Origin of the sequence: Pantoea sp. AG1095 (genome assembly GCF_003208415.1) — a bacterium.
GTDB classification, from domain to species: domain Bacteria; phylum Pseudomonadota; class Gammaproteobacteria; order Enterobacterales; family Enterobacteriaceae; genus Pantoea; species Pantoea leporis.
This window is the reverse complement of the sequence record NZ_QKMJ01000006.1, coordinates 1-20,995: the sequence shown is the minus strand read 5'-3', so window position 1 is coordinate 20,995 and position 20,995 is coordinate 1. Positions and strand designations below refer to the sequence as shown.

Genomic DNA, 20,995 nt, shown 5'->3' with positions numbered 1-20,995 from the left:
AGAGTGCCACTTTGCTGGTGTGTTAAAAAGCGCCACAATGGTTGAAATTGATGGATCCACGGAACCGCGTAAATGAGTGATATTGCACTGCACCGATTATTGTTGGCCCCACTAGAGACCAACGGCGAGCTGACGCTGCAACAGCAGCTGTTCCAGCGTATCAAGCAGGCGATTCTGACCGGCAAACTCGCTGCCGGTACGCGTTTGCCCGCAACACGCCAGCTGGCGCTGGATCTCGCGGTTTCACGCAATACGGTGATCGCCGTCTGGGCGCAACTGCAGGCTGAAGGATTTTTGCTGAGCGATCGCCAGGGCAGTCGCATCAGCAATATGGCTCAGCTACCGCAGGAAACTCAGCCGGCCGCCAGCAGCGAAATTGTCTTGTCACCGCGCATCGCTCAGTTGCGATCCAGCCATCGCACATTGAGTCAGGAGATGGCGCTGCGGCCCGGCGTTCCTTCGTTGGCACATTTCCCGCTGGCTCAGTGGCGACGGGCGCTGAACCGCGTGATGCTGCATCAGCCGCAGCAACTGCTGGGCTATGGCGATCCGCTCGGCGAACGCACGCTACGCGCAGCGCTGGCGCAGCATCTCGCATTAGCGCGCGGCGTGCGCTGTACGCCCGAACAAATCGTAATTACCGAAGGCGCGCAGCAGGCATTAACGCTGTGCGTGGCGCTGCTCAGCAGCCCTGGCGACATCGGTTGGGTGGAGGAGCCGGGATATCGCGGTGCCAAAGCGGCGATGCGGCTGGGAGATATGCGTATTGAACCGATAGCGGTCGATGCACAAGGTCTGGCGCCGCAGCCGCAGGACTGGCAGCAGCGTCCGCCGCGCCTGATTTACACCACGCCAACGCACCAATATCCCACCGGCGCAATCATGAGCGCACCGCGTCGTCTGGCGCTGCTGGCGGCCGCGCGGCAACAGCAAACGTGGATTATCGAAGATGATTACGACAGCGATTTTCGTTACAGCGGCGAGCCAATCGCCGCCATGCAAGGCATGACGCAGCCAACGCCGGTGATCTACGTCGGCTCGTTCAGCAAAACGCTGTTTCCGGCGCTACGCCTCGGGTTTATGGTGTTGCCGCCGCAGTTGGTCGCGCCGCTGCGCCCTGCGCTGCATGAACTGCTGCGCGGCGGGAATCGTCCTGAGCAGCAGGCGCTGGCGCTGTTTTTACGCAGCGGTGATTTTAGCCGTCATTTGAGCAAAATGCGCCGTCTGTACCGCCAACGGCAAGCGACGTTGCGACAGGCATTACAGCAAACGTTTGGCGCACAGGTTCCGTTGCTGGGCGGCGAATGCGGCATGCATCTGGTGTTATCACTGGCAGCGGATCAAAACGATATGGCATTGGTGGATCGGCTGATCCAGAGTGGCTACGCGCCGGGCGCGCTGTCGGGATTTTATCTCGGTGAGCAGAAGCAACAAGGGCTGGTGCTGGGTTACGGTAACACCAGCACCAGCCAGATTACGGCGGGCGTCGCGCAGTTAGCGCTTCTGCTGCGCAGGAATTAACCGCGGAAGAAGATTTCGCCTGATTTGCCCATCACGATCTTACCGGTGTCATCGGTGATCAGGATGTAGTTGGCATTGATGTACGCCCAGTGCGTGCCTGGCTGCGGCGCTGGCAGATGGCGTGGCTTCCACTCAACAATGGTGTACTGTTTTTTACGGTACTCATCTGGCACCACATCGCCCACTTTGTACTCTTTGTAGTCGATGATGATGGTGTTCAGATCATAGTTGTTTGGCGCAGCCGCATTGCCGCTTTGCGGTGGACGAATCGGCGCGACATCGCCGCTGGATTCAGCCGGTTCATTGCTGACAGGCGCATCGGCGGCCGGCGCCTGAGCGGGTGCATCAGCGGCGGGTGCCTGGGTTTGCGCGTCGGGTGCGGTTTGCTGCACCTGTGGCGGCATGGGTACGGCGTCTGTTTGCTCGCCTTCCGCCAGCGCGGCCGGAGCAAGGCTTAAAGCGCCCAGAAAAATTCCTGCAGAAAGAAGATTGACGTGTGTCCTGCGCATGGGTGATTTCCACTCTGGTTAATTATTAACTGTCCATTTAACTGACACGTTAAGCACGCAGAAGGTTCCCCCGGCGCGCTTAGCGCGTCAAATTTCGCTGCTCAGCATACCTCAGCTCAGGCGCTTTTTGGCGCAGTAAAATTGCAAGCAACCATGTTAGTTTTTGTCGTGCGCTTTATTTGCCAGATCCCTCAATAACGCGATGCCCAGATAGTTACTCCAGTTAAACGCGTTCTGCAGCACCACAATCGCATTGCCGTTCTGTTTATCAAAGCCAATAAAGCTGGAGTAACCGCCGATATAGCCAACCTGATAGGTAATCTGCTGATCGCCGTAGGTATCCGTAACCCAGGCGATATTTTGTGACTGATTGCCGTGCTGTTCGTAGCCGTGATTGACCTGCGCAAACGCCGCATTGAGCGAAGCGCCCGCGCCGTCATGCAGGTGCGCATCCAGATAGCGAATCAAATCGCGCGCGTTGCTGTAGAGGCTGGCGGCCGCCACCATATTGTTTTTAAACGCCCAGTCCGGCGTGATTTGCCCGCGAGGAATCAGCTTAGGCTGATCGCCGGCATGACCGAGCGCACGCCACGGATAGCCGCGCAGGCTCTGCGGCTTGAAGCTGCTGCTGGTCATGCCCAGCGGCTGGAACAGATTACGCTGCGCCAGCGTTTCGATGTCCTGATGGAAGCGATATTTAAGGGTGTAGCCCAACAGCGCATAGCCGAGATTGGAATAGCGTGCGCCAGGATGCGCGGGCGCGTCAAAGTCGGCCAGATAATCCAGCACGGCGTCGCTGTCGAGGTTGCCATAAAAGTTCTCGCCGCTACGCAGATAGCGCATAAATTTCATGAACATCGGCAAATCCATATCCTGACGCGGCAAGCCCGAGGTGTGCGTCACCAGCTGCAACAGCGTGATGCGTTTGGCATCGGCGCTGAGCGGCACGTTGGGCGGCAAAAGCGTCGCTAAGGTGTCGTTCCAGTGCAGTTCACCGCGATCCACCAGCTCAATAATCACCTCCGCGGTGATGCCTTTACTCAGCGAGCCGAGCGCAAATAAAGTGTCTGGCGTAATGGGATAACGGTGCAGCGCATCGGTGACACCAAAACTGTAAAATTCAGGCTGGCTGCGTTGATGGATAATGGCGATGCTGATGCCAGAAACCTGCTTTTGCTGCATGTAATGGCGCACGATGTCATCGACGTTTTCATTAAAAGTCGCGTGTGAAAGATAGACTTTATCGCTGACGGGCGCGGAGGTTTGCGACAAGGTGCCGCAGGCGCTGAGCAATACGCTCATGCCCAGCACAATGATGCATATTGTTAAACGATGGCACAGCACCCGTTTATTCCTGGCGAAGGTAATCATGGCAATGGATTGAGCGAATTTTTATGTTTTATAAAGGGTGCGACGGGTGTTGGTGGCGAAATATAGCACAGAAGAAAGTCAGCGCCACCTGCCAAAAACAGGTGGCGGCGGGGATTATTGATTAACGGGAATAACCGATCCTTTATAGTGCTGGTTAATAAATTCAGCAGTTTGCTTTGACTCCAGATCTTTCGCTAGTTCCAGAATACGCGGATCGTGCGCCAGTTTCGGCGTGGTGACCAGCACGTTGGCATACGGATTATCTTTCGCCTGTTCCAGCGCCAGCGCATCCTTCGACGGCACTAAACCGGCCTGCAACGCGTAGTTGCCATTGATGATCGCCAATTGCGCATCATCCAGCGCGCGCGGCAGCTGCGGCGCTTCCACTTCGATAATCTTCAGATGGTGCGGGTTGTCAGTAATGTCTGCGGAAGTCACCAGCGTGTTGGCGCTGCTGCTTTTCAGTTTGATCAAACCATTGGCCTGCAACAGATAAAGTGCGCGGCTCAGATTGGTGACATTATTCGGTACCGCCACCTGCGCGCCATCAGGCAGATCTTTCAGTGATTTCACTTTGTGCGAGTAGATGCCAAGTGGCTCAATATGCACGGTGGCGACCACAGAAAATTTCTCGCCCAGCGCTTTTTCCTGATCGCGCAGATAAGGCACATGCTGGAAGTAGTTGGCATCCACGTCACCGCGCGCCAGCAGTTCGTTGGCGTTGAGGTTGCCGTTGAGTTCAATCACTTTGAGATCGAGTTTCTTGTCGCTCTGTTTGATGTGGTTGAGGATTTCGCTGTGCGGTACGGCATCGGCCGCCACGCGCAGCGCGGCCGCCGAGGCGTAAGTGCTGAACACCGAAACCATCGCCAACGCGGCTATCACCTTTTTATTCATCTGCTTCCCTTAGTTTCTTATGATTTAACGCTATTGAGAGTGTCAGCGTAATAACGCTGCGCCACGTCGCGATGCGATCGCAAACGTCCTTTGAGATAGTTCCAGCCCACTTCACGCAGCAGCGGATTGCTGGGATCGCTGGTCGGTCCGCGCGCTTCTGCCGCCAGCTGCGGCGGTAATTGATACAGCGGCACTTCGGCGTCGAGCTGCGCGCCGAGAAAGAAAGCAATGGAGATGCGCTGCTGTTTGGCCGGCGGCGACACCACGCGATGCACGGTGGCGCGCAGATAACCGTTGGTGGCGATCTCCAGCAGTTCGCCGATGTTCACCACAAAAGAGCCCGGTTTCGGCAGCGCATCAATCCATTGATCCGGCATGACTTCAACCTGCAATCCGGGTTGATCGTCCTGCAACAGAAAGGTCAGAAAGCCGGAATCCTTATGCGCGCCGACACCTTGCTGGCTGGCAGCGGCATCCTGACCCGGATAGCGAATCAGCTTCACATGTTCGTTGGGGTGCGTGCCGTACAGCGCGTCAAACGCGTCCGGCGGCAGCGACAGAGATTTGGCGAAGGCGCGCAGTAAACGCAGCGCCACGTCAGTCATCGCCTGCTGCCACGCGTGGATCACCGGACGCAGCTGCGGTAGCGCCTGCGGCCACAAATTGGGTCCTTGCAGCTGCTTCCACGCCGGATCGTCTGGTTGCAACGTCAGGGCGGCCCGTTCTGCACCGATATCAAACTGCTCACGCTGATCGCGCTGCTCACGGGTGTATTCCACGCCCGCGCGGTTGTAGCCACGAAAATGCGGTGAATGGATCATCGAAACGCGCTGCTTCTCTTCATCTGGCAAGGCAAAGAACGCGCGCGTGATGCTTTGCACGTTCTGCAGCAGCTGCGGATTGATGCCATGATTCACCAGATAGAAGAAGCCGACGTCTCGCGCGGTTTCGCGCAGCTCGGCGAGGTATTGCGCCTGTTCCGCATCCGGCAGTTCCAGCAGGGCTAAATCCAGTACCGGCAATGTGCTGGCCATACTTTTGCATCCTTCGTGCAGAAAAATTCTGCCTTTACGCTGCCATCTGCTGACAAATGCAGCCAATACTGTTGCGCGATAAGTTATGGCGAATCATTTTTAGGAGAGGTTCAGCAATCGATATGCAAAAAGCGATAAATCGCGCCCGCTTCCCGCTATAATCGCCGCCAATTAACTTTGGGCATGGCCCATCAATGAACAGCAGGAGACGCCGTATGAACCAGGGTCCGTTAACCGAAAAAGAGCTCAACTGGCTTGAAGATATGCTGGAGAAATACGGCAACGAACACTCGGTGGTGGATACCGCTGAGCTGGACGGCATGCTGACGGCGTTGCTCTCAGGCCCGAACGACATCGAACCGAGCGAATGGCTGGTGGCGATGTGGGGCGGCAAAAAGCACATTCCAAAGTGGTCGAATGAGCGTGAGATGGATCGCTTTATGACGCTGACCTTCCAGCATCTGAACGACATCGCCGAGCGCCTGGCCGAATTCCCGGAGCAGTTCGATCCGCTGTTTGGCACCCAAGAGATGGAAGGCCAGGAATTCACCGTGGTGGAAGATTGGTGCTATGGCTATTTGCGCGGCGTGGCGCTGGATGCGGACTGGTCGCTGCTGCCAGAATCACTGCAGCCGATGATGGATACGATTGCCTTGCACGGCAGCGAAGATCATCTGGCGAAGCGCGAAGCCTTCACGCCGGAAGAGTTTGAAGCCAGCATCGAGGCGATTCGCCCCGCGGCGCTGGAGCTGCATGAATACTGGCAGGAACAGCGCATGGCGCAGCCCGATCCTGAACCTCAACTGCCGCACTTTGCCGGCGAGAAAACCGGCCGTAACGATCCTTGCCCGTGCGGCAGCGGTAAAAAATATAAGCAGTGCTGCGGTAAATAATATTTGCGCCTTCCGTAGCGGCGCAATTTATTGCGCGTCCCTGGCCTTTAAATCGCGCCGCTACCGATATGTGCGGTTTTTATCAGGGAGCCGGTTTCACCTCGCTCACCCAGGTTGGCAACTGCCATGCGCCGCCCGCACGAATCGCGCGGCACATGCCGGTGGTGGCATCGCTGCTCTGCTCAAACGCTTTGCCATCCCACACCCACGCCGCTGTACTCCAGCAATCGCCGATGCCGCGCCCTTTCTGCGCTTCTGAGATCACACCTTCACTGTAATCAGAGCCGGAATCCGTCACCAGCTGCGGCGTGCCCTGCAATGCTTTATCGATCAGCCAATAGCCATAACCTTCGTTATACGCTCCGCGCCAGCACAGCGCGGCGATCAGCACATGCGCATCATCAACCGGCGTTAAGGTCAGCGGCTCCGCGCCCTCTTCCGGCTGATCGTCGGACGGAGCCAGATTGTCGCAGCTGTCGTCGTCGGTGAGTGAGGCAATCAGCTTTGGCTTCAACAGCGCCAGCTCATCGGCCGTCAACGGACGCGCATCGGCCTTAGTCACTTTTACCTGCTGAATCACCGGCATCGCCATCGCTGCCGGTACGCTGCTTTCCGGCTTGTTGCCTTTGCGCACCAACGCGCCCGGCGTACTAAGACGACCTTGCGCATCATCCATCTTCAGCAGCACCGCAAATGCGCCATTGCTGGAGAGATCGAAAGGCTCTTCACCACCGCGAAATTCCACTTTGCCGCTGCCTTTAATGCCGTTGATCAGCGCCTGGGTTTGTTCATCCGTCAGCGTCCATTCGTCGTTATCAGCTTTCGCCACGTCGCCCAGCGCATGGTCATCAATCCACAACGCTAAGTTGTTCACCACTTTAGAATCGTCATCGCCGGTATCGGCCAGCACCACGCGACCGTGCGTCACCGCATTGGGACCGCCCGCGCGCACCAGCAACACCGAGCCGCCCGCGCCCTCTTCGGCGCTGTAACCGGCGGCACGACAGGTCAGCGTGTTATCGCAGGCCAGTTCCCAGTCTTTGTGGCTAAACGAGACGCCGTCTTGATCTGCCAACAGCGGCGCACTCAGGCTGGCAAGTAGCGACATCGCCAGCAGCAATCGGGTAATCATGCCATCTCTCCATAATGGTAAAGGTGGCTAGTGTGATGATTTTTGTGACGCGGGAGAAGTGAATTTTTAAGGTCACGTGGATGGCCAAGAACTAGCATCTGCCGGGTCGTTTACCACTAACCATTCCACAGATGAGCTAATCATTGAAAGCTAAGCGTTCAAAGCAGTAGTATAAGAATTAGCAGGTAAACATTCAGAGGATATAAATTTTCATGGACGAGCAAAGCAAAATATCGAGTACTCAACAGGCCATAAATATTCTTGATTATTGGCACAAAATAGAGTTTTTCGAATCAACTGACATTAAAGATCTTGAAGATAATGCGGATGGCGTAATTCAACTTAACATTGAAGAATTACAAGATATTACTTCACTCCCCTGGATTGAACCACAGCAAGTCAGGCGCGCAGGCAGTGACTATTTACCTGAGAAAAAATACCGCTACGAACTCTTTTTTGGCATTTTTGATCGTGACGAAATATTCCAGCAAGCCAAACCTTTCGTTGCTGAAAACAGTGATATCGAGAGTGATGCACTCGGTAATGAAGGTCGTACATGCTCGATAAAATGTAAGATTGACCATAATGGCGTTATCGATAGTGATAGTTTCGAATTTTCCACCGTAACCTGGGCATTAGGTCAGATAGCAGAAGGTGGATTAGATCGGCTTAACTTTGATTCATATGAAGTTGATACAAAAAAATTACAACAGCGCTTTAAAGAAATTATTACGGTCGCTGATAATTTAAAAAAACAACACCACCTACCGTCTATTTTAACCACTTTCGAAATCATTGCATTTTTAAAAGCAATGGCACAATGGACGACTTTCACTCCTCAAATCCCTGCTCCTGCGTTATTCATTAAGTTAAATGAAACTACACCTAAAAAAATTCATATCTCGTCCCCGCTAGACCTGGATTTAATTTCAGGCCTTAGCGACATAGCTGAAAAGAAACTTTTAAACGAACCGGAGTATTCTTCGAACTCTGCCGCCCACTACTCAAATGAAATAAGTATATTAAACAGCTTCTACTTACATGATATCGAGCTGATAATACAAGATATCAAGCGGAATAAGCTAGAAGCTAATTCTCCATTAGGTCGCTATCTAACCGGAAGTCGTAAAAGAAAAGCAGATCTTCTTCTACCGGCAGGACGAACGCTATTAATTAATAAATTACGATTATCCCAGCTTCCTGCCGGGCGCTGGCTTTCAGATAGCAGACACAATATGAGTTTAATGCAACAATTTGCCATTAATACTCTTGAACAAGAACTGACGCATCAAGGGCTATATTCAGTTAATGGTCCTCCAGGAACGGGAAAAACCACATTACTACGTGATGTAATTGCGAATAATATAGTCAAGCGTGCTGCTATTCTTGCAAGTTTCGATCGGGTTGAGGATGCCTTTTCTGGCTCGTTTACCATCGACGTTAATGGCGACACACGAAAGATTCCCTGCCTGCGCTCTGAACTGTGTGGCTACGAAATGGTGGTTGTTTCAAGCAATAATGCTGCTGTTGAAAACATCTCTCGCGAACTACCGCAGTTAAAAAGTCTTGGCGATGATTGGCAACATCATGATTATTTTAAATCAGCCGCGCGTAAACTTGCAGCATTTTCACGCATTTTGAAAGAAGATGAAAAACAAGAAGATAAAACCTATTTAATTAAACCTCTTGCGCCAGAAGATGATTGCTGGGGATTGATTGCTGTAGCTTTAGGTAAGAAAAAGAATCGCGATCGCTTCAAAGAAAAAGTTTTCACACAAAATCATACAAAAGCTGTAACTACACCACCGGCTGATGAATACAGACATCTGTTTGAATCCTTAAAAAATAAAGACATAGTGAGCTTCTCAACAGCTAAAAAAGCCTTTATTCAGGCGCAACAAAACTATCAAGGTATCATTCAGGAAGTTCAGCAACTTGAACGTCTGAATGATCTGTCCAATATTTTCCATCAACAGCAGCTTAAAATAGAACAGTTACGCTTACGAATATTTTCACTCCACGCCCGAACAACGCGGTGCGCTGAACGTTTACCAAAATGGTGGACGTTAAGATTTGGAAAGATCTCTCGTCTTAAAGTCATTATTAAAGGATTAAAAAAGAGATTAGGCTCTGCTTCGGCACTATTGGAGTTGACTGAACAAAGTTTAAGTCAAACGAGACGTGAACTGGATGCAAAACAACAATATTGCTCGACGTTAAAGATTAAATATCAAGATACCATTTTTGCTGCGGATGATATCAATATTGAGGCTGAGGACATTCAACGTACCGCTTTCGGCCAAGGCGCAATATTGAATGCAGCCCGTAGTCGGCTTTCAGCATGTGCCCTTGATTTACACCAATCATGGCTGAAAGAAGCTTATAAAGAGTGCAACTTACTTAAAGTTATATTCTCCGTCAGCGACGCCATAAACGGTGGTGTAGCAGATAGCAAAGCCTGCCGTGCGTTGTGGCAACTTCTATTTATGATTGTGCCGGTGGTTTCTTCTACATTTGCCTCCGTGCATCGTCAGTTCATGCATTTAGGTGCTGGCGATATTGGATGGTTATTTATTGATGAAGCTGGGCAGGCAACACCTCAACAAGCGGCTGGAGCATTATGGCGCGCGAAACGTACTGTTGTGGTGGGAGATCCATTACAGATTGAGCCCGTTTTTACTATTCCTCCAGCATTCGTTGAAGCTCTTGCACAGCGTGCCTTTGCTGATGATTGGCGCCAGTGGTCTCCAACAACACAATCAGTACAAAATCTTGCAGATAGAGTGAACCCGTATGGTTCAGCACAAATATCTAATAAGAATTGGCTCGGCAGTCCGCTGCGCGTCCATCGGCGCTGTGATGAGCCAATGTTCAGTATCGCCAACACAATTGCTTACAACAATAAAATGCTACATGGTCGGGACAAGCGTTGGCCTACTGAAAATGATATTTGGGGAGAGAGTTGCTGGTTAGATGTCTGTGGTGAAGTGGAAGGAAAACATTACGTTCCCGCACAGGGGAAAAAAGTCCTCATGATGGTAAAGGACTGGTTTGAATATCATGGCGCGCTGCCCGACGTCTATATTATTTCACCCTTCAAACAGATAAAAAACCAACTTAAATTCCTATTGAGTCAGGAACTAAAAGGCATCAAGGATATCAATCGCTGGATTGATGATAGGATTGGTACTGTTCATACCTTTCAGGGAAAAGAAGAAAAAAATGTCATTATTGTGCTCGGTTTATCGGCTAATAATTCTGGCGGAGAGAAATGGGCATCTTCAAAACCCAATTTGTTAAACGTTGCAGTAACGCGTGCGCAGAAACGGGTTTATATCATCGGCAGCAAGGCCATTTGGGCAGGATGCGATTATTTTAATATCGCTAACGAAATGCTAAGCAAAATGGCGCCTCCGGAAATCTCGGAAAAACTTGAGGTTGTGCAGTTTGATTAAGAACGTGACAGCGCCGCCACAATCTGCTGCCGCAGCCACTGCTGGGCCGGATCGCGGTGCAGACGTTCATGCCACAGCAGCAAAATATCAAAGCCCGGCACTTCCAGCGGCAGATCGATAACCGCGAGGTGCGAAGCGTGACGCACCAACCGCTCGGGCAGCACCGCCACTAAATCACTGCTCGCCAGCGTTTCCTGCATAAACAAGAAGTGCGGCACCGACAGCACCACGCGGCGTGAACGCCCGAGCTTCGCCAGCGCATTATCGGTGGCGGCGCTAAAGCCACCGCCATCGGGCGATACCATGACAAATTCCAGCTGACAGAATTGATCCAGCGTCGGCAGACGTTGCAACTGCGGGTGATCGCACCGTCCCGCCAGCACGTAGCGCTCGCTGAACAGTTTGCGTTGATGCAGCGTCGGCGGCGCGTTATCGCCCGTATGAAACACCACATCCAGCTCGCCTTTTTCCAACTGCTGCGCCACCAGCGGCGGATTCAGCGCCAATATCGCCATGCGACTTTGCGGCGCAGCAGCGCGGATCAGGTTGAGCGCAGGCAGCACCAACGCTGACGAGGTGTAATCGGTGGCGGCGATGCGCCAGGTGTTATCGGCATTGGCCGGATTGAAGGCATCGGGCGGCGCGACCGCACGCTCAACCGCTTCCAGCGCCAGGCGCAGCGGCTCACGCAGAGCTGCTGCGCGCGCCGTTGGCAGCATGCCACGCGGCCCCGGTAACAATAGCGGATCGTCAAAATGCCTACGCAATCGCGCCAACTGAGCGCTGACGGAAGGCTGCGAGAGATGCAAACGCTGCGCCGCGCGCGTGACGTTGAGTTCGCTTAGCAGCACGTTGAGCGTCTGCAGCAGATTCAAATCCAGCGAGTCGATATTCACTATGGCTATACCTGAGATATCAGCAATTGATTTCCACTATAGCCAGCGCCGACTTAATCTGCAGTGGTTTTCATCTCACAGGATTAAGCCCATGAATGTACTGATTGTGTATGCCCATCCGGAACCGCGTTCGCTGAGCGGTTCACTTAAAGACTTTGCCGTGCAGCATCTGCAGCATGCCGGACATCAGGTGCAGGTCTCTGATCTCTATGCGATGCAGTGGAAAGCGCCGCTCGACGCTGCCGACACGCGCGCCCCATTTATGGGCGATCACTTCGATGCGACGCTGGATTCTCGCTTCGCCTACGATCATCAGCTACAGGCCGCCGATATCGCCGCGGAGCAGGAAAAATTGCGCTGGGCCGATACGGTGATTTTTCAATTTCCGCTGTGGTGGTTTTCGATGCCCGCCATCATGAAAGGCTGGTTTGACCGCGTTTACGCCAACGGTTTTGCTTACGGCGTGGGCGAGCACAACGAACAGCATTGGGGCGATCGTTACGGCGAAGGCAATCTTAGCGGTAAACGTGCAATGCTGGTGGTGACGACCGGCGGATGGGAATCGCACTACAGCCCGCGCGGCATTAACGGCCCGATCAACGATCTGCTGTTTCCGATTCAGCACGGCATGCTGTTTTATCCCGGCTTTAGCGTGCTGCCGCCGCTGGTTTTCTATCGGGTACAAAAGTCAGCAGCAGAACGATTTGCTGGCTGGTGCGATGCGCTGGCTACAAGGCTAGATACGTTGGCGGAAACCGCGCCCATTGCCTACCGTCAGCAGAACAGCGGCGACTATGAGATTCCTGCGCTGACCTTAAAGGCGGAGTTTGTCCCGGAAGAGAGTGGCTTTGGCGTGCATGTGAAGCGGTGAAAGGTGGCAGACTCGGCGCTGAGCCTGCTGTTACTCGTACAGCCAGCGCCCCGCTTTTGCTGATTCAATCAACATTCCCAGCGTGAAATCGGGTACCACCGGCACTTCACGCTTATTGAATGGATTGAGAATCTGCGCCAGCGAGGGCTCATCGGGATAGTAGGTTTCAATGACGAATCCGCCGCGATCAACGCTGAACTCGCCGAAGAACTCATCCATCAGCGCAGCGGCTTCTTCACGCTCGAAGTTAAGATCGCTATCGATATCAATTTGCGGCGTCAGCGTTTTTTGCTTAAACAGGTAAACGCCGTCGTAACGTCGCACCAGCTCGTAGATACGCTGCTCAATTTCAACTGTCATCGCTTCTGCACCTCCACTGATTTCACCGGAGCGCCATTCTGCCATGCAATCCCAACAGTTGGATGAAAAAAATCTCCATGGAAGAATTTTGAGACAAAGAGCCAGTTTTCCAGCCGGGATGCCTGGTTTATTGCGTTAATGCATCCTGCGCTTCTTTCAACTCATCACGCGCGTCAGCCAGTTTACGCTGCTGCTTCTCAATTTTATCGCTGCGGCCTTTGGCCTGCGCTTCCCTTAGATCTTGTTCGCGCTCCTGCACTTTCAATTGCTTCTCGGCCACTTTCTGCTGGCGCGCTTTGAGCAAGCCGCTGTCGGTGCAGTTTGCATTGGTTTCGCGTAACGCCTTTTCGAGACCGGCGATGCGCGCAGCATTGCCATGCTCACGCGCCATCGCCAGCTCTTGCTGGATATCCTGCTTTTTAGCGGCGCAGCCAGTAGCTGGGTTGGCAGCCTGAACAGACGTCACGGTCAAAGCAGAGAAAAGAATCGACAGGGAAATCAGGGTGTTTTTCATGGTGAACTCTTGGTTTACATTGATGGGCGCTATTATACGAAGAGTTCTTAACAAGATCTTAAGGACCACACATCAGCACTAACTTTGCGTAGAATCAGTATGGCTTTGCCGTGATAACGACGGGAATGGTATAAATGGAATTATTGTATTTATAAGCAGGGAGATTATTAAAAGAAAAAACCTTACCTTTCACATTTAAATAAATCACTCCATTTTCAATCTTATTTAGTGCTTTGGAATCAGAAGTAATGAGGAAGGGTGAATAATCATTACTTAAAGCCTTCTTGAATTCCTCCACGGTTTTACTTGCATCGTATAAGTAAAAACGATAGGAAAAATCCGTCGTAGCGCCTGCACTTGCCTCAGTTATGAAAACAGTAGCATGAGTATTAACCGCCTGCTCATGGACAATTGATTGTTCCAACGGAGATAATTTTGATAAAAAATAAGCACCTAAACAAATAATCATTATAATAAACATTATTAAGGCATGACGCTTCTTAAAAGCCTGAGCGTTTAGCATATTCAATTCCTGCTCTTATCCAATACTGGTCTTCCGGATCGTCGCCAAATGGGCTAGAACCATACCAACTTCCAAATTCTATGTTGCTTGTTCCTGCGCGACTTTGCGCCCATCCTGCAGCTCTTAATAATACAGCCTCGGTAATTCCAGCCGCATGTCCAACAGCACCATAATTGAAGTTCCCAAAGTTGGCATACTGTTTACCACTTTGATTTTTATAATCCCATGGGCCATGTCCTCTCACTTGACTATAAAACCACACATAGGTCATGGCTGACGGGCCTTTGTGCAAACGAGCCAGCATCATATTGTTGAGGATTGAAACTCCCGGCGGGCTAAACGAGATAATATCAAATGGCGGCTGCGGCGATGCAGCCAAAGTTGGATAGCGCATTGATTATGCTCTCTCATTCCAGCTATCAGAGAACATAATATTGCCGTCACAATATTTCCATGTAATTTTTTCGTATGCAAACTCAACACATTCGAGGTGATTATGTTTCTCTTTTGCAGGGTCTTTTGTATCGTGCATTACTGGTGACACACCAATTATTTTCACACCTTCGATCAGGATATTGAAATATTCGACTTCCTGTCCAGCATCATTAATGTGATACCACTTAAATTCAGCTGATGCTAAGTTTTGACCTGTTGCTACAGCCTTGTAAAGATACGGTGAAGAAGCATCAAATTCTTTTTGAATGATTATAGGTGCATGCTTTCGTGTGCCAGTGGGTTTACCTGTTTGAGGCTCAGTTGGGAGTCTAACGTTATGAGAAAATCCGGTAACTTCAATACTGCCCTCACGATTTTGCACATCAACGGAGCCACGAATATCAGCCCCGCCATCATCTTTTAGCCAGAGATTTGCTGGAATAGGCATTTTACATCGTCCTTTTTTTGTTCATCCTTTAAGCGAGGATACACAAAAAAACCAATAACACACAGTTATTTCATGGTGTTTAGAGCAAATTTTTATTTAGATGCTGTATTGGAATCGATGTTTTAAAACTGATAGAAATGCGGAGGGAAACACCCTCAATTTTAAATTAGGAGTTCGCATAAAAGATTCCAACAATAATGTTGAAACGACGAACCGTAGTTTTAACTTTTTGAATACTTACTGATGGCGAATGTGTAATGAACTTCATTTTGGGCATTTTTCTACGGAGCCAGACAGAATTTCAGACACATAAAAAGCGCTCGTAAGCGACTTAATTAAGCTGGTAGCGATGCAGGATTGCTTTCGCTGTGCGATTCACCCGGTTATCTTCTTCATACCCAGGTGAAATTGTTAGCATTCATACTGCTGAAGTTAGCAATACTCGCGGCATATCATTTACAAAGCGAACCTATCCAGGCCAGCTAGAGCGAATAAAAATGATCACATTTGATCTTAGGGGCGCCGAGCTTTAGGGAGAGGCTGTAAGCCGTCTCTTTCATTATCTTGCCCACACCGCTGTCGCGCATCGATTGCGTTAAACGCGATGACGGACCTGTTAATGCCAGCGCCGCGAGCAGTTTATTTCCCTCACCAAAAACAGGAAGAGAGAATGCAGCAATGTGCGGATCACGCATGCCGGAGGTAAAGAGCGGTAATTCTGGGGCAGATTCAAGAAGCGGTTCATTGAGTCCCCAATGGCGAAGCACTTGCCCTATTGCTGAATTATCCAGCGGCAAAAAAGTACCGGGTAAGCGCGTTTCTCGTAATCCTTCGGAGGGCTCCGCTCTGAATAAGCAAAGCCTTTGACCGTTCTCAATCACATACCATGTGGCGCTTTCACCCGTCGCCGTTGCCAGCGCGTGCAGTTCAGGCTGGACAATACTGGCCAGATGAAATGACTGTTCATAGAGCTTGCCAAGATAAAGCAGTCTGGGACCCAACGTGTAAACGCCGCTGTCGCGTCTGATGACGTAGTTCATGCGTTCAAGTGAGTTCATAAGACGGTAAACCGTCGTTTTATGGTAGCCCGAAAATTGTGCCAGAGCGGTGAGCGTCAACGCCTCTTCGCCAGGCTTAAAACAATCCAGTAGTGCCAGCGCTTTCTCAACGGCAATTACGCCTTCATTCCCCATCGGTAAGGTCTCCTGTTTGCGACGGTAAGAGTTTACCGTGCAATTTGTGATTCACATCGTATTTACATCACAAATGAAAGCTTAACGCTGGTGCGATCTGATTTAACATCGATATAGTGGTTTTACATAGTACAACATAGTTGTATCAGGTAAAACATGAAGAGGTGATTTATGCCACACGCAGAGAATACGTTCATCAAGCGCGACCTTACCCGTACAGCGCCCGAGCTGGTCAAACAGGCTGCTGAGTTTCAGGCCGCTATTCTTGCCGATGTTGCCGGACGTCGCGGTACGCTGCACGGTCGCGTAAAGCCCGTTTCACCCACCATGAAAGTTGCTGGCCCCGCCATCACGGTTGAGGTTCGGCCGGGCGATAACCTTGCCATTCACGCGGCGCTCGCCATCGCTCAGCCTGGCGATGTTATCGTCGTCGACGGTAAAGGCGATATCAGCTGTGCTTTGATTGGTGAAATCATGTCCACTCAGGCAGAAGCGTCGGGCATCGCAGGAATCATCATCGATGGTGCAGTTCGCGACGCCGACGCACTGTGCGAAAACGGCTTCCCGGTGTTTTCCGCAGGTCTGAATCCTTGTGGCCCGACCAAATCTGTCGCGGGCCGCGTTAACTATCCTGTTTCTGTTGCCGGAGCGACTATCCAGCCTGGTGATTTGATCATTGGTGATGTCGACGGCGTGGTCGTTCTGCCACGTGAAGATGTACCAGCGCTGATTGAGCTGGCACAGAAAAAACGGGATGCCGAGACCAAACGCATTGCCGCCATCCGTGAAGGCGATATTCGCGCACCCTGGCTGGAAAAAGCCCTGCTTGCGGCTGGAATGTTGAATGAAGGGGAGGAATTGTGATGGCATCTTCTCATCCCGTAATTTTGGTAACCGGCAGCGATTTGGCGCAGGAAGCGTTAGGCTTGCTCAAGGGCTTTGATATCGTTTACGCAGGCATAAAGCCCAGCGAAGACGAATTGTGTCAGCTGTGTCACCAGCACGATCCGGTGGCGATTATTGTTCGATACGGCAAAATCAACGCCCGCATCATGGATGCCGCACCTCACCTGCGGGTTATTTCCAAGCACGGCAGCGGCATTGATGTTATCGATCAAAAAGCGGCGGCTGAGCGCCATATCAGCGTGCAGGCAGCGCCCGGTGCTAATGCAGCAGCGGTGGCTGAACATACATGGACGATGATATTGGCCTGCGCCAAAGCGGTTCTCCCACTGGATCGCCGAATGCGTCAGGGACATTGGGACAAGTCGACCCACAAGTCGGTTGAGCTTGAAGGCCGAACGCTGGGTCTGATTGGATTGGGTGCGATTGGCGGTCGGGTCGCTCGCATTGGCAAAGCGTTTGGTATGAAAGTCCTTGCCTATGATCCGTTCGCCAGGTCCTTTCCCGACGAGTGTGAATCCTCCACGCTTGAAGCTCTGCTACAACAGGCAGATGTGATTTCATTGCACTGCCCATTGACGGAACAGACACAGCACATGATCAACAGCGACAGGCTGAGTCAGTGTAAAAAAGGCGCGATTCTCGTCAATACCGCACGCGGTGGCCTGATCGATGATAACGCGCTTCTAACGGCGCTGGGTGACGGCACCCTTAGCTGGGCTGCTCTGGATAGTTTTGCTGTTGAGCCGCTGACCGCACCACATGTCTGGCAGGCTGTTGATAACGTCATCCTGTCGCCGCACATTGGTGGCGTCAGTGACAACTCATACGTGAAAATGGGAACAGCTGCAGCGAGTAACGTTTTGAAGGTGCTGGCTGAACCGATCAAAAGTGAAAGTGCCCTGTCTTAATGCATTAACCTTCCCCACCATTTGTTAAACGACCTGACCAACTTGCTTGCTGGTAAGGTCGTTCATCAACCTCGGCTATCACTGCAAATCTTCGTCACTCCCTCAGCGTTGAACCTTCGATAAGACAGTTACGTCTTTCCAATCCAGACTTGTCACTGAGATCTCACTGACGTTTAGCGGCTTGATAACGAGAAGTGCATAGCTTGGATGAGGCAGAACGTGAACTTCTTTTGGAGTGGATTGATGGTGGGAGGAATGGGAGAAAAGCCTCCCGCAGACGCTCAGATAAGCGCCCGCGGGAGGGTGACGTTATTTACTCACCGGCGACGCGGTGTTTTCGACTTCAATGTTTAACTCTTTTTTGCGGCCCATGATCAGCACGGCGATACCGCCAATACCACACAGAATCGCCAGCGGCACCATAGCCAGTGTGTGGCTGCCCGTGGCCTGGTTGATGATGCCGTAAACGTTGACCATCAATCCTCCGCCGATCAGGTTAGCCATGGCGCCAATCGCAGCCAGACCGGCGGCCGCAGTAGTGGAAGACATCCATCCCGATGCGAGCGCCCAGAACGGACCTTTCATTGAATACGCGCCTACCAGCACCAGCGACAGAATCACCACGCTGCCCGTCAAACTGTTGGTGATAAAGGCAGATAACAGACCACCCGCAATCAGGAAAAGGGTTAACGCGGTATGCCAGCGACGCTCGCCGCTGCGATCGGAGCTTCTGCCCCACACAATCATCAGGATAGATGCCAGACCGTAAGGGATGGCGTTCACCAAACCGGTGGTGAAGTTATCCAGGCCATATGATTTAAGCAGTTGCGGCGACCAGACGCTCAGCGTTGAGCCTGCCGCAGAAGCGCCGGCATAAATCAGCGCCATCACCCAGATATGTTTATGGCGCAGCAGTTGCCATAAAGAGATGTGGCCGATGGCTTTCTTCTTCGCGTTCTCGGCTTCAAGCGTGCTATTCAGCCACGCTTTTTGTTCCTGATTTAACCAGCTGGCATCGCTTGGTCTGTTGCTCAGCATAAAGAAGGCGGCAATCCCCAAAACCACCGCTGGAATGCCTTCCAGGATGAACAACCAATGCCAGCCGCGCATGCCGTACCAGCCATCAAGTGACAATATGGCCCCAGAAATGGGCGAGCCGATAAAATTCGCTGCGGGGATGGCAACCATAAAGGTGGCGATCACGCGGGCGCGATATTTACCCGGAATCCAGTAAGTCAGATAGAGAATCACGCCAGGGAAGAATCCGGCCTCAGCTGCACCCAGTAAAAAACGCAATACGTAAAGTGTATTGGCACTCTCAACGAAGGCGGTACAGACCGAGATAATGCCCCACGAGACCATGATGCGAGAGATCCAAATCTTCGCACCGATTTTCTGCATCGCAAGGTTGCTGGGTACTTCAAAAAGAAAGTAACCCACAAAGAACAGGCTACTGGCCAGACCAAAAACGGCTTTAGATAATCCCAAATCTTCATTCATCTGTAGCGAGGCCATACCGATGTTGCCACGATCAATGATGGCAATCAGATAGCAGACGATGAGAAAGGGCAAAATGCGCCAAACCACCTTCTTAACGGTCTGCTGCTCTATATCGGCAGAGAAAGACGTGGTGTGCTTTTTCTCAGACATGATAATCCTCACAAGTTTGTCATGGCCTTACGCGATGATATGTTCGCAATGCCGATTGTTGTACTGTGTAAAACTTAGATGTACAGAGTACAATCATTATCTCGACAAACGCCCTTCTGTGCCTGAAGTTGTAATCAGGTTGTGTCTTTTGTCACAGAAAGGTATCTGATGATTTTCATTTTTGTGATGCTGGCGAGATTTCTTTTTCGCGCGCACCGCGGGTCTACTGAAAATCATAAGAAATGAGGTAAGTAAAACGGCAGGAATGGAAAAATTAACTGAGACTAATAAAGGAAATATAAATCAGCAATATCAATCAATTAAATGTATTTCCAATTTCGCAGGATGGAATATCAAGACCTGGTCATCAACAGGCGCTGCTGTTAAAACTCACTGTGACGACGCAAAGCGAAACCAACAAGCAAAAAGTCGGGTTTTGATCGGGCGGGCGTTGAATTGTACTTCATGAGAAAAAGACAATAGAAGAGGAAGTGCCCCGTCGACCTTAGCATAACCACAAAAAGGCTCGGACGAATTTGGACAAAAAAAAAACCTTTCGGCTTTAATTTTAGTAACTTGCGGACTGTTACGGAAGTTCTCGTATCTTTAAATGGTGCGAAGGCCGGACTCGACAATCAATTCAAATAATTGATTTTAAATAAAAAACAAAAAGCCATCACTGCTAATGCCCCCTTATGTGCCCCCGATTTTTTTTGGCGAAATCTTCATAGATATCCTTTCACTAAATTTTTTTATTGCCCGTTTCAAGTAAAAGCCTGCTTAATGTGGCGGATTCGTTCTATAGGTTGAAATCCACACAATCATTTTCCACCTAAAAAAAGATTTTAATAATTATCCTTCACATTGTTCACTTATTGATTTTTATGATTAGAAACATAACCTTATACTGTGAATGATTGGTACAGGGTGACGATTATCATTCATATCAGGTGAAGTCTGGACGTAAAAAACCGGCTTTCGCCGGAAAATATAGTCATATTGCTGTGGGCTCATCGCACCCTAGCAGCTAATCGCTCGTGCTCTCTCCCGTGAGATCGAGATTGGATTGCATCACTGACTTTTTGTGAAGCTTTAGTCAGTGATGCCCCGCGCAACCGAATGATGCTCTTAAGTAGCAGGTCAAACATATTTATGTTATGCGGAATCTTATGGCGGTTGGCTTCAATGTAAGCGCGATAGGAATGATAGAAATAGCGCTTAGGGGCTGAAGTGGCCGAAAGCTCGCATTCTACATATTGAGTGCACTTGGCTCTTACGCCCTGTGGATGGCTGAAATGCTGCCCAGTTACAGCTAGAAAGTTGTTACCTGAGCTTGAAGCATCTCGCCTTCTCCCGCGTTTATTTAACCTAATGTCCGCTTTGTGCTGTGAGTTCAATGGGTCGATGCAACGCTATCCTTAATCAAGGGGGGCGTTGCCATGAAACGAAGAACTCGGATTAACTACACGCCAGAGCAGA

19 protein-coding genes are annotated in these 20,995 nt (G+C 51.0%); 6 read left to right on the top strand and 13 right to left on the bottom strand.

What is annotated here, in order from left to right; all coding sequences use genetic code 11:
- The first annotated feature begins 72 nt into the window (after positions 1–72).
- Entirely contained in the window at positions 73–1,521 is a 1,449-nt protein-coding gene (locus DEU53_RS13740) for a PLP-dependent aminotransferase family protein (RefSeq protein ID WP_110867470.1), read from the top strand.
- Here DEU53_RS13740 and DEU53_RS13735 read toward each other — a convergent pair.
- From DEU53_RS13735 to DEU53_RS13720, 4 genes are all read right to left on the bottom strand, one after another.
- Entirely contained in the window at positions 1,518–2,030 is a 513-nt protein-coding gene (locus DEU53_RS13735; protein ID WP_101762204.1) for an RcnB family protein, read from the bottom strand. The genes DEU53_RS13740 and DEU53_RS13735 overlap by 4 nt on opposite strands.
- A 156-nt stretch (positions 2,031–2,186) precedes the next feature.
- Positions 2,187–3,332: a serine hydrolase gene (locus DEU53_RS13730; RefSeq protein WP_233501789.1), complete on the bottom strand. Its 1,146-nt coding sequence runs from the start codon at positions 3,330–3,332 to the stop codon at positions 2,187–2,189.
- A 183-nt stretch (positions 3,333–3,515) separates the two neighbouring features.
- The gene (locus tag DEU53_RS13725; protein WP_101762205.1) at positions 3,516–4,298 is read right to left on the bottom strand and encodes a MetQ/NlpA family ABC transporter substrate-binding protein; all 783 of its coding nucleotides are present in this window, start codon (positions 4,296–4,298) and stop codon (positions 3,516–3,518) included.
- A gap of 17 nt (positions 4,299–4,315) precedes the next feature.
- Entirely contained in the window at positions 4,316–5,332 is a 1,017-nt protein-coding gene (locus DEU53_RS13720) for an isopenicillin N synthase family oxygenase (RefSeq protein WP_110867469.1), read from the bottom strand.
- Between the two features lie 215 nt (positions 5,333–5,547).
- On the opposite strand from DEU53_RS13720, the gene DEU53_RS13715 reads away from it, so the two are divergent.
- Complete coding sequence (locus tag DEU53_RS13715) at positions 5,548–6,225, top strand: YecA family protein (RefSeq protein WP_101762207.1); 678 nt, start codon at positions 5,548–5,550, stop codon at positions 6,223–6,225.
- Between the two features lie 82 nt (positions 6,226–6,307).
- Here DEU53_RS13715 and DEU53_RS13710 read toward each other — a convergent pair whose 3' ends face one another.
- Positions 6,308–7,357 (bottom strand): DUF1176 domain-containing protein, encoded by a 1,050-nt coding sequence (locus DEU53_RS13710; protein ID WP_110867468.1) that lies wholly within the window; start codon positions 7,355–7,357, stop codon positions 6,308–6,310.
- 212 nt (positions 7,358–7,569) lie between these two features.
- Here DEU53_RS13710 and DEU53_RS13705 point away from each other — a divergent pair, with 212 nt between their 5' ends.
- Entirely contained in the window at positions 7,570–10,812 is a 3,243-nt protein-coding gene (locus DEU53_RS13705; RefSeq protein WP_110867467.1) for a DEAD/DEAH box helicase, read from the top strand.
- Here DEU53_RS13705 and DEU53_RS13700 read toward each other — a convergent pair.
- A complete protein-coding gene (locus DEU53_RS13700; protein ID WP_110867466.1) occupies positions 10,809–11,711 on the bottom strand; it encodes a LysR family transcriptional regulator in 903 nt (300 codons plus the stop codon). The two genes, DEU53_RS13705 and DEU53_RS13700, sit on opposite strands and share 4 nt — an antisense overlap.
- Positions 11,712–11,799: 88 nt before the next feature.
- Between DEU53_RS13700 and DEU53_RS13695 the strand changes: the two genes are divergently transcribed.
- A complete protein-coding gene (locus DEU53_RS13695) occupies positions 11,800–12,579 on the top strand; it encodes an NAD(P)H-dependent oxidoreductase (RefSeq protein WP_101762210.1) in 780 nt (259 codons plus the stop codon).
- Positions 12,580–12,609: 30 nt separating this feature from the next.
- Here DEU53_RS13695 and DEU53_RS13690 read toward each other — a convergent pair whose 3' ends face one another.
- From DEU53_RS13690 to DEU53_RS13665, 6 genes are all read right to left on the bottom strand, one after another.
- The gene (locus DEU53_RS13690) at positions 12,610–12,939 is read right to left on the bottom strand and encodes a DUF1493 family protein (RefSeq protein WP_008107769.1); all 330 of its coding nucleotides are present in this window, start codon (positions 12,937–12,939) and stop codon (positions 12,610–12,612) included.
- A gap of 127 nt (positions 12,940–13,066) precedes the next feature.
- A complete protein-coding gene (locus tag DEU53_RS13685) occupies positions 13,067–13,453 on the bottom strand; it encodes a DUF1090 domain-containing protein (RefSeq protein WP_110867465.1) in 387 nt (128 codons plus the stop codon).
- Between the two features lie 94 nt (positions 13,454–13,547).
- Positions 13,548–13,976: a hypothetical protein gene (locus DEU53_RS13680; protein ID WP_110867464.1), complete on the bottom strand. Its 429-nt coding sequence runs from the start codon at positions 13,974–13,976 to the stop codon at positions 13,548–13,550.
- Positions 13,954–14,370: a polymorphic toxin type 44 domain-containing protein gene (locus tag DEU53_RS13675; protein ID WP_110867463.1), complete on the bottom strand. Its 417-nt coding sequence runs from the start codon at positions 14,368–14,370 to the stop codon at positions 13,954–13,956. Before DEU53_RS13675 ends, DEU53_RS13680 begins: the two co-directional genes overlap by 23 nt.
- A gap of 3 nt (positions 14,371–14,373) precedes the next feature.
- Positions 14,374–14,859: an Hcp family type VI secretion system effector gene (locus DEU53_RS13670; RefSeq protein WP_110867462.1), complete on the bottom strand. Its 486-nt coding sequence runs from the start codon at positions 14,857–14,859 to the stop codon at positions 14,374–14,376.
- Positions 14,860–15,341: 482 nt separating this feature from the next.
- Positions 15,342–16,052, bottom strand: coding sequence for an IclR family transcriptional regulator (locus tag DEU53_RS13665; RefSeq protein ID WP_110867461.1), 711 nt, complete (start codon positions 16,050–16,052; stop codon positions 15,342–15,344).
- Positions 16,053–16,223: 171 nt separating this feature from the next.
- Here DEU53_RS13665 and DEU53_RS13660 point away from each other — a divergent pair, with 171 nt between their 5' ends.
- Together DEU53_RS13660 and DEU53_RS13655 are read left to right on the top strand one after the other, a co-directional pair.
- Entirely contained in the window at positions 16,224–16,916 is a 693-nt protein-coding gene (locus DEU53_RS13660) for an RraA family protein (protein WP_110867460.1), read from the top strand.
- Positions 16,916–17,866 (top strand): NAD(P)-dependent oxidoreductase, encoded by a 951-nt coding sequence (locus DEU53_RS13655; RefSeq protein ID WP_110867459.1) that lies wholly within the window; start codon positions 16,916–16,918, stop codon positions 17,864–17,866. The genes DEU53_RS13660 and DEU53_RS13655 overlap by 1 nt, the downstream gene beginning before the upstream one ends.
- Positions 17,867–18,175: 309 nt before the next feature.
- Here DEU53_RS13655 and DEU53_RS13650 read toward each other — a convergent pair whose 3' ends face one another.
- Positions 18,176–19,516, bottom strand: a complete 1,341-nt coding sequence (locus tag DEU53_RS13650; RefSeq protein ID WP_110867458.1) for an MFS transporter — start codon at positions 19,514–19,516, stop codon at positions 18,176–18,178.
- Positions 19,517–20,995: the final 1,479 nt, after the last annotated feature.

What these genes read in the sequence shown, in the direction of transcription:
- DEU53_RS13740 (WP_110867470.1), top strand. Translation starts at nt 73, where the DNA reads ATGAGTGATATTGCACTGCACCGATTATTGTTGGCCCCACTAGAGACC.
- DEU53_RS13735 (WP_101762204.1), bottom strand. Translation starts at nt 2,030, where the DNA reads ATGCGCAGGACACACGTCAATCTTCTTTCTGCAGGAATTTTTCTGGGC.
- DEU53_RS13730 (WP_233501789.1), bottom strand. Translation starts at nt 3,332, where the DNA reads ATGAGCGTATTGCTCAGCGCCTGCGGCACCTTGTCGCAAACCTCCGCG.
- DEU53_RS13725 (WP_101762205.1), bottom strand. Translation starts at nt 4,298, where the DNA reads ATGAATAAAAAGGTGATAGCCGCGTTGGCGATGGTTTCGGTGTTCAGC.
- DEU53_RS13720 (WP_110867469.1), bottom strand. Translation starts at nt 5,332, where the DNA reads ATGGCCAGCACATTGCCGGTACTGGATTTAGCCCTGCTGGAACTGCCG.
- DEU53_RS13715 (WP_101762207.1), top strand. Translation starts at nt 5,548, where the DNA reads ATGAACCAGGGTCCGTTAACCGAAAAAGAGCTCAACTGGCTTGAAGAT.
- DEU53_RS13710 (WP_110867468.1), bottom strand. Translation starts at nt 7,357, where the DNA reads ATGATTACCCGATTGCTGCTGGCGATGTCGCTACTTGCCAGCCTGAGT.
- DEU53_RS13705 (WP_110867467.1), top strand. Translation starts at nt 7,570, where the DNA reads ATGGACGAGCAAAGCAAAATATCGAGTACTCAACAGGCCATAAATATT.
- DEU53_RS13695 (WP_101762210.1), top strand. Translation starts at nt 11,800, where the DNA reads ATGAATGTACTGATTGTGTATGCCCATCCGGAACCGCGTTCGCTGAGC.
- DEU53_RS13690 (WP_008107769.1), bottom strand. Translation starts at nt 12,939, where the DNA reads ATGACAGTTGAAATTGAGCAGCGTATCTACGAGCTGGTGCGACGTTAC.
- DEU53_RS13685 (WP_110867465.1), bottom strand. Translation starts at nt 13,453, where the DNA reads ATGAAAAACACCCTGATTTCCCTGTCGATTCTTTTCTCTGCTTTGACC.
- DEU53_RS13680 (WP_110867464.1), bottom strand. Translation starts at nt 13,976, where the DNA reads ATGCTAAACGCTCAGGCTTTTAAGAAGCGTCATGCCTTAATAATGTTT.
- DEU53_RS13675 (WP_110867463.1), bottom strand. Translation starts at nt 14,370, where the DNA reads ATGCGCTATCCAACTTTGGCTGCATCGCCGCAGCCGCCATTTGATATT.
- DEU53_RS13670 (WP_110867462.1), bottom strand. Translation starts at nt 14,859, where the DNA reads ATGCCTATTCCAGCAAATCTCTGGCTAAAAGATGATGGCGGGGCTGAT.
- DEU53_RS13665 (WP_110867461.1), bottom strand. Translation starts at nt 16,052, where the DNA reads ATGGGGAATGAAGGCGTAATTGCCGTTGAGAAAGCGCTGGCACTACTG.
- DEU53_RS13660 (WP_110867460.1), top strand. Translation starts at nt 16,224, where the DNA reads ATGCCACACGCAGAGAATACGTTCATCAAGCGCGACCTTACCCGTACA.
- DEU53_RS13655 (WP_110867459.1), top strand. Translation starts at nt 16,916, where the DNA reads ATGGCATCTTCTCATCCCGTAATTTTGGTAACCGGCAGCGATTTGGCG.
- DEU53_RS13650 (WP_110867458.1), bottom strand. Translation starts at nt 19,516, where the DNA reads ATGTCTGAGAAAAAGCACACCACGTCTTTCTCTGCCGATATAGAGCAG.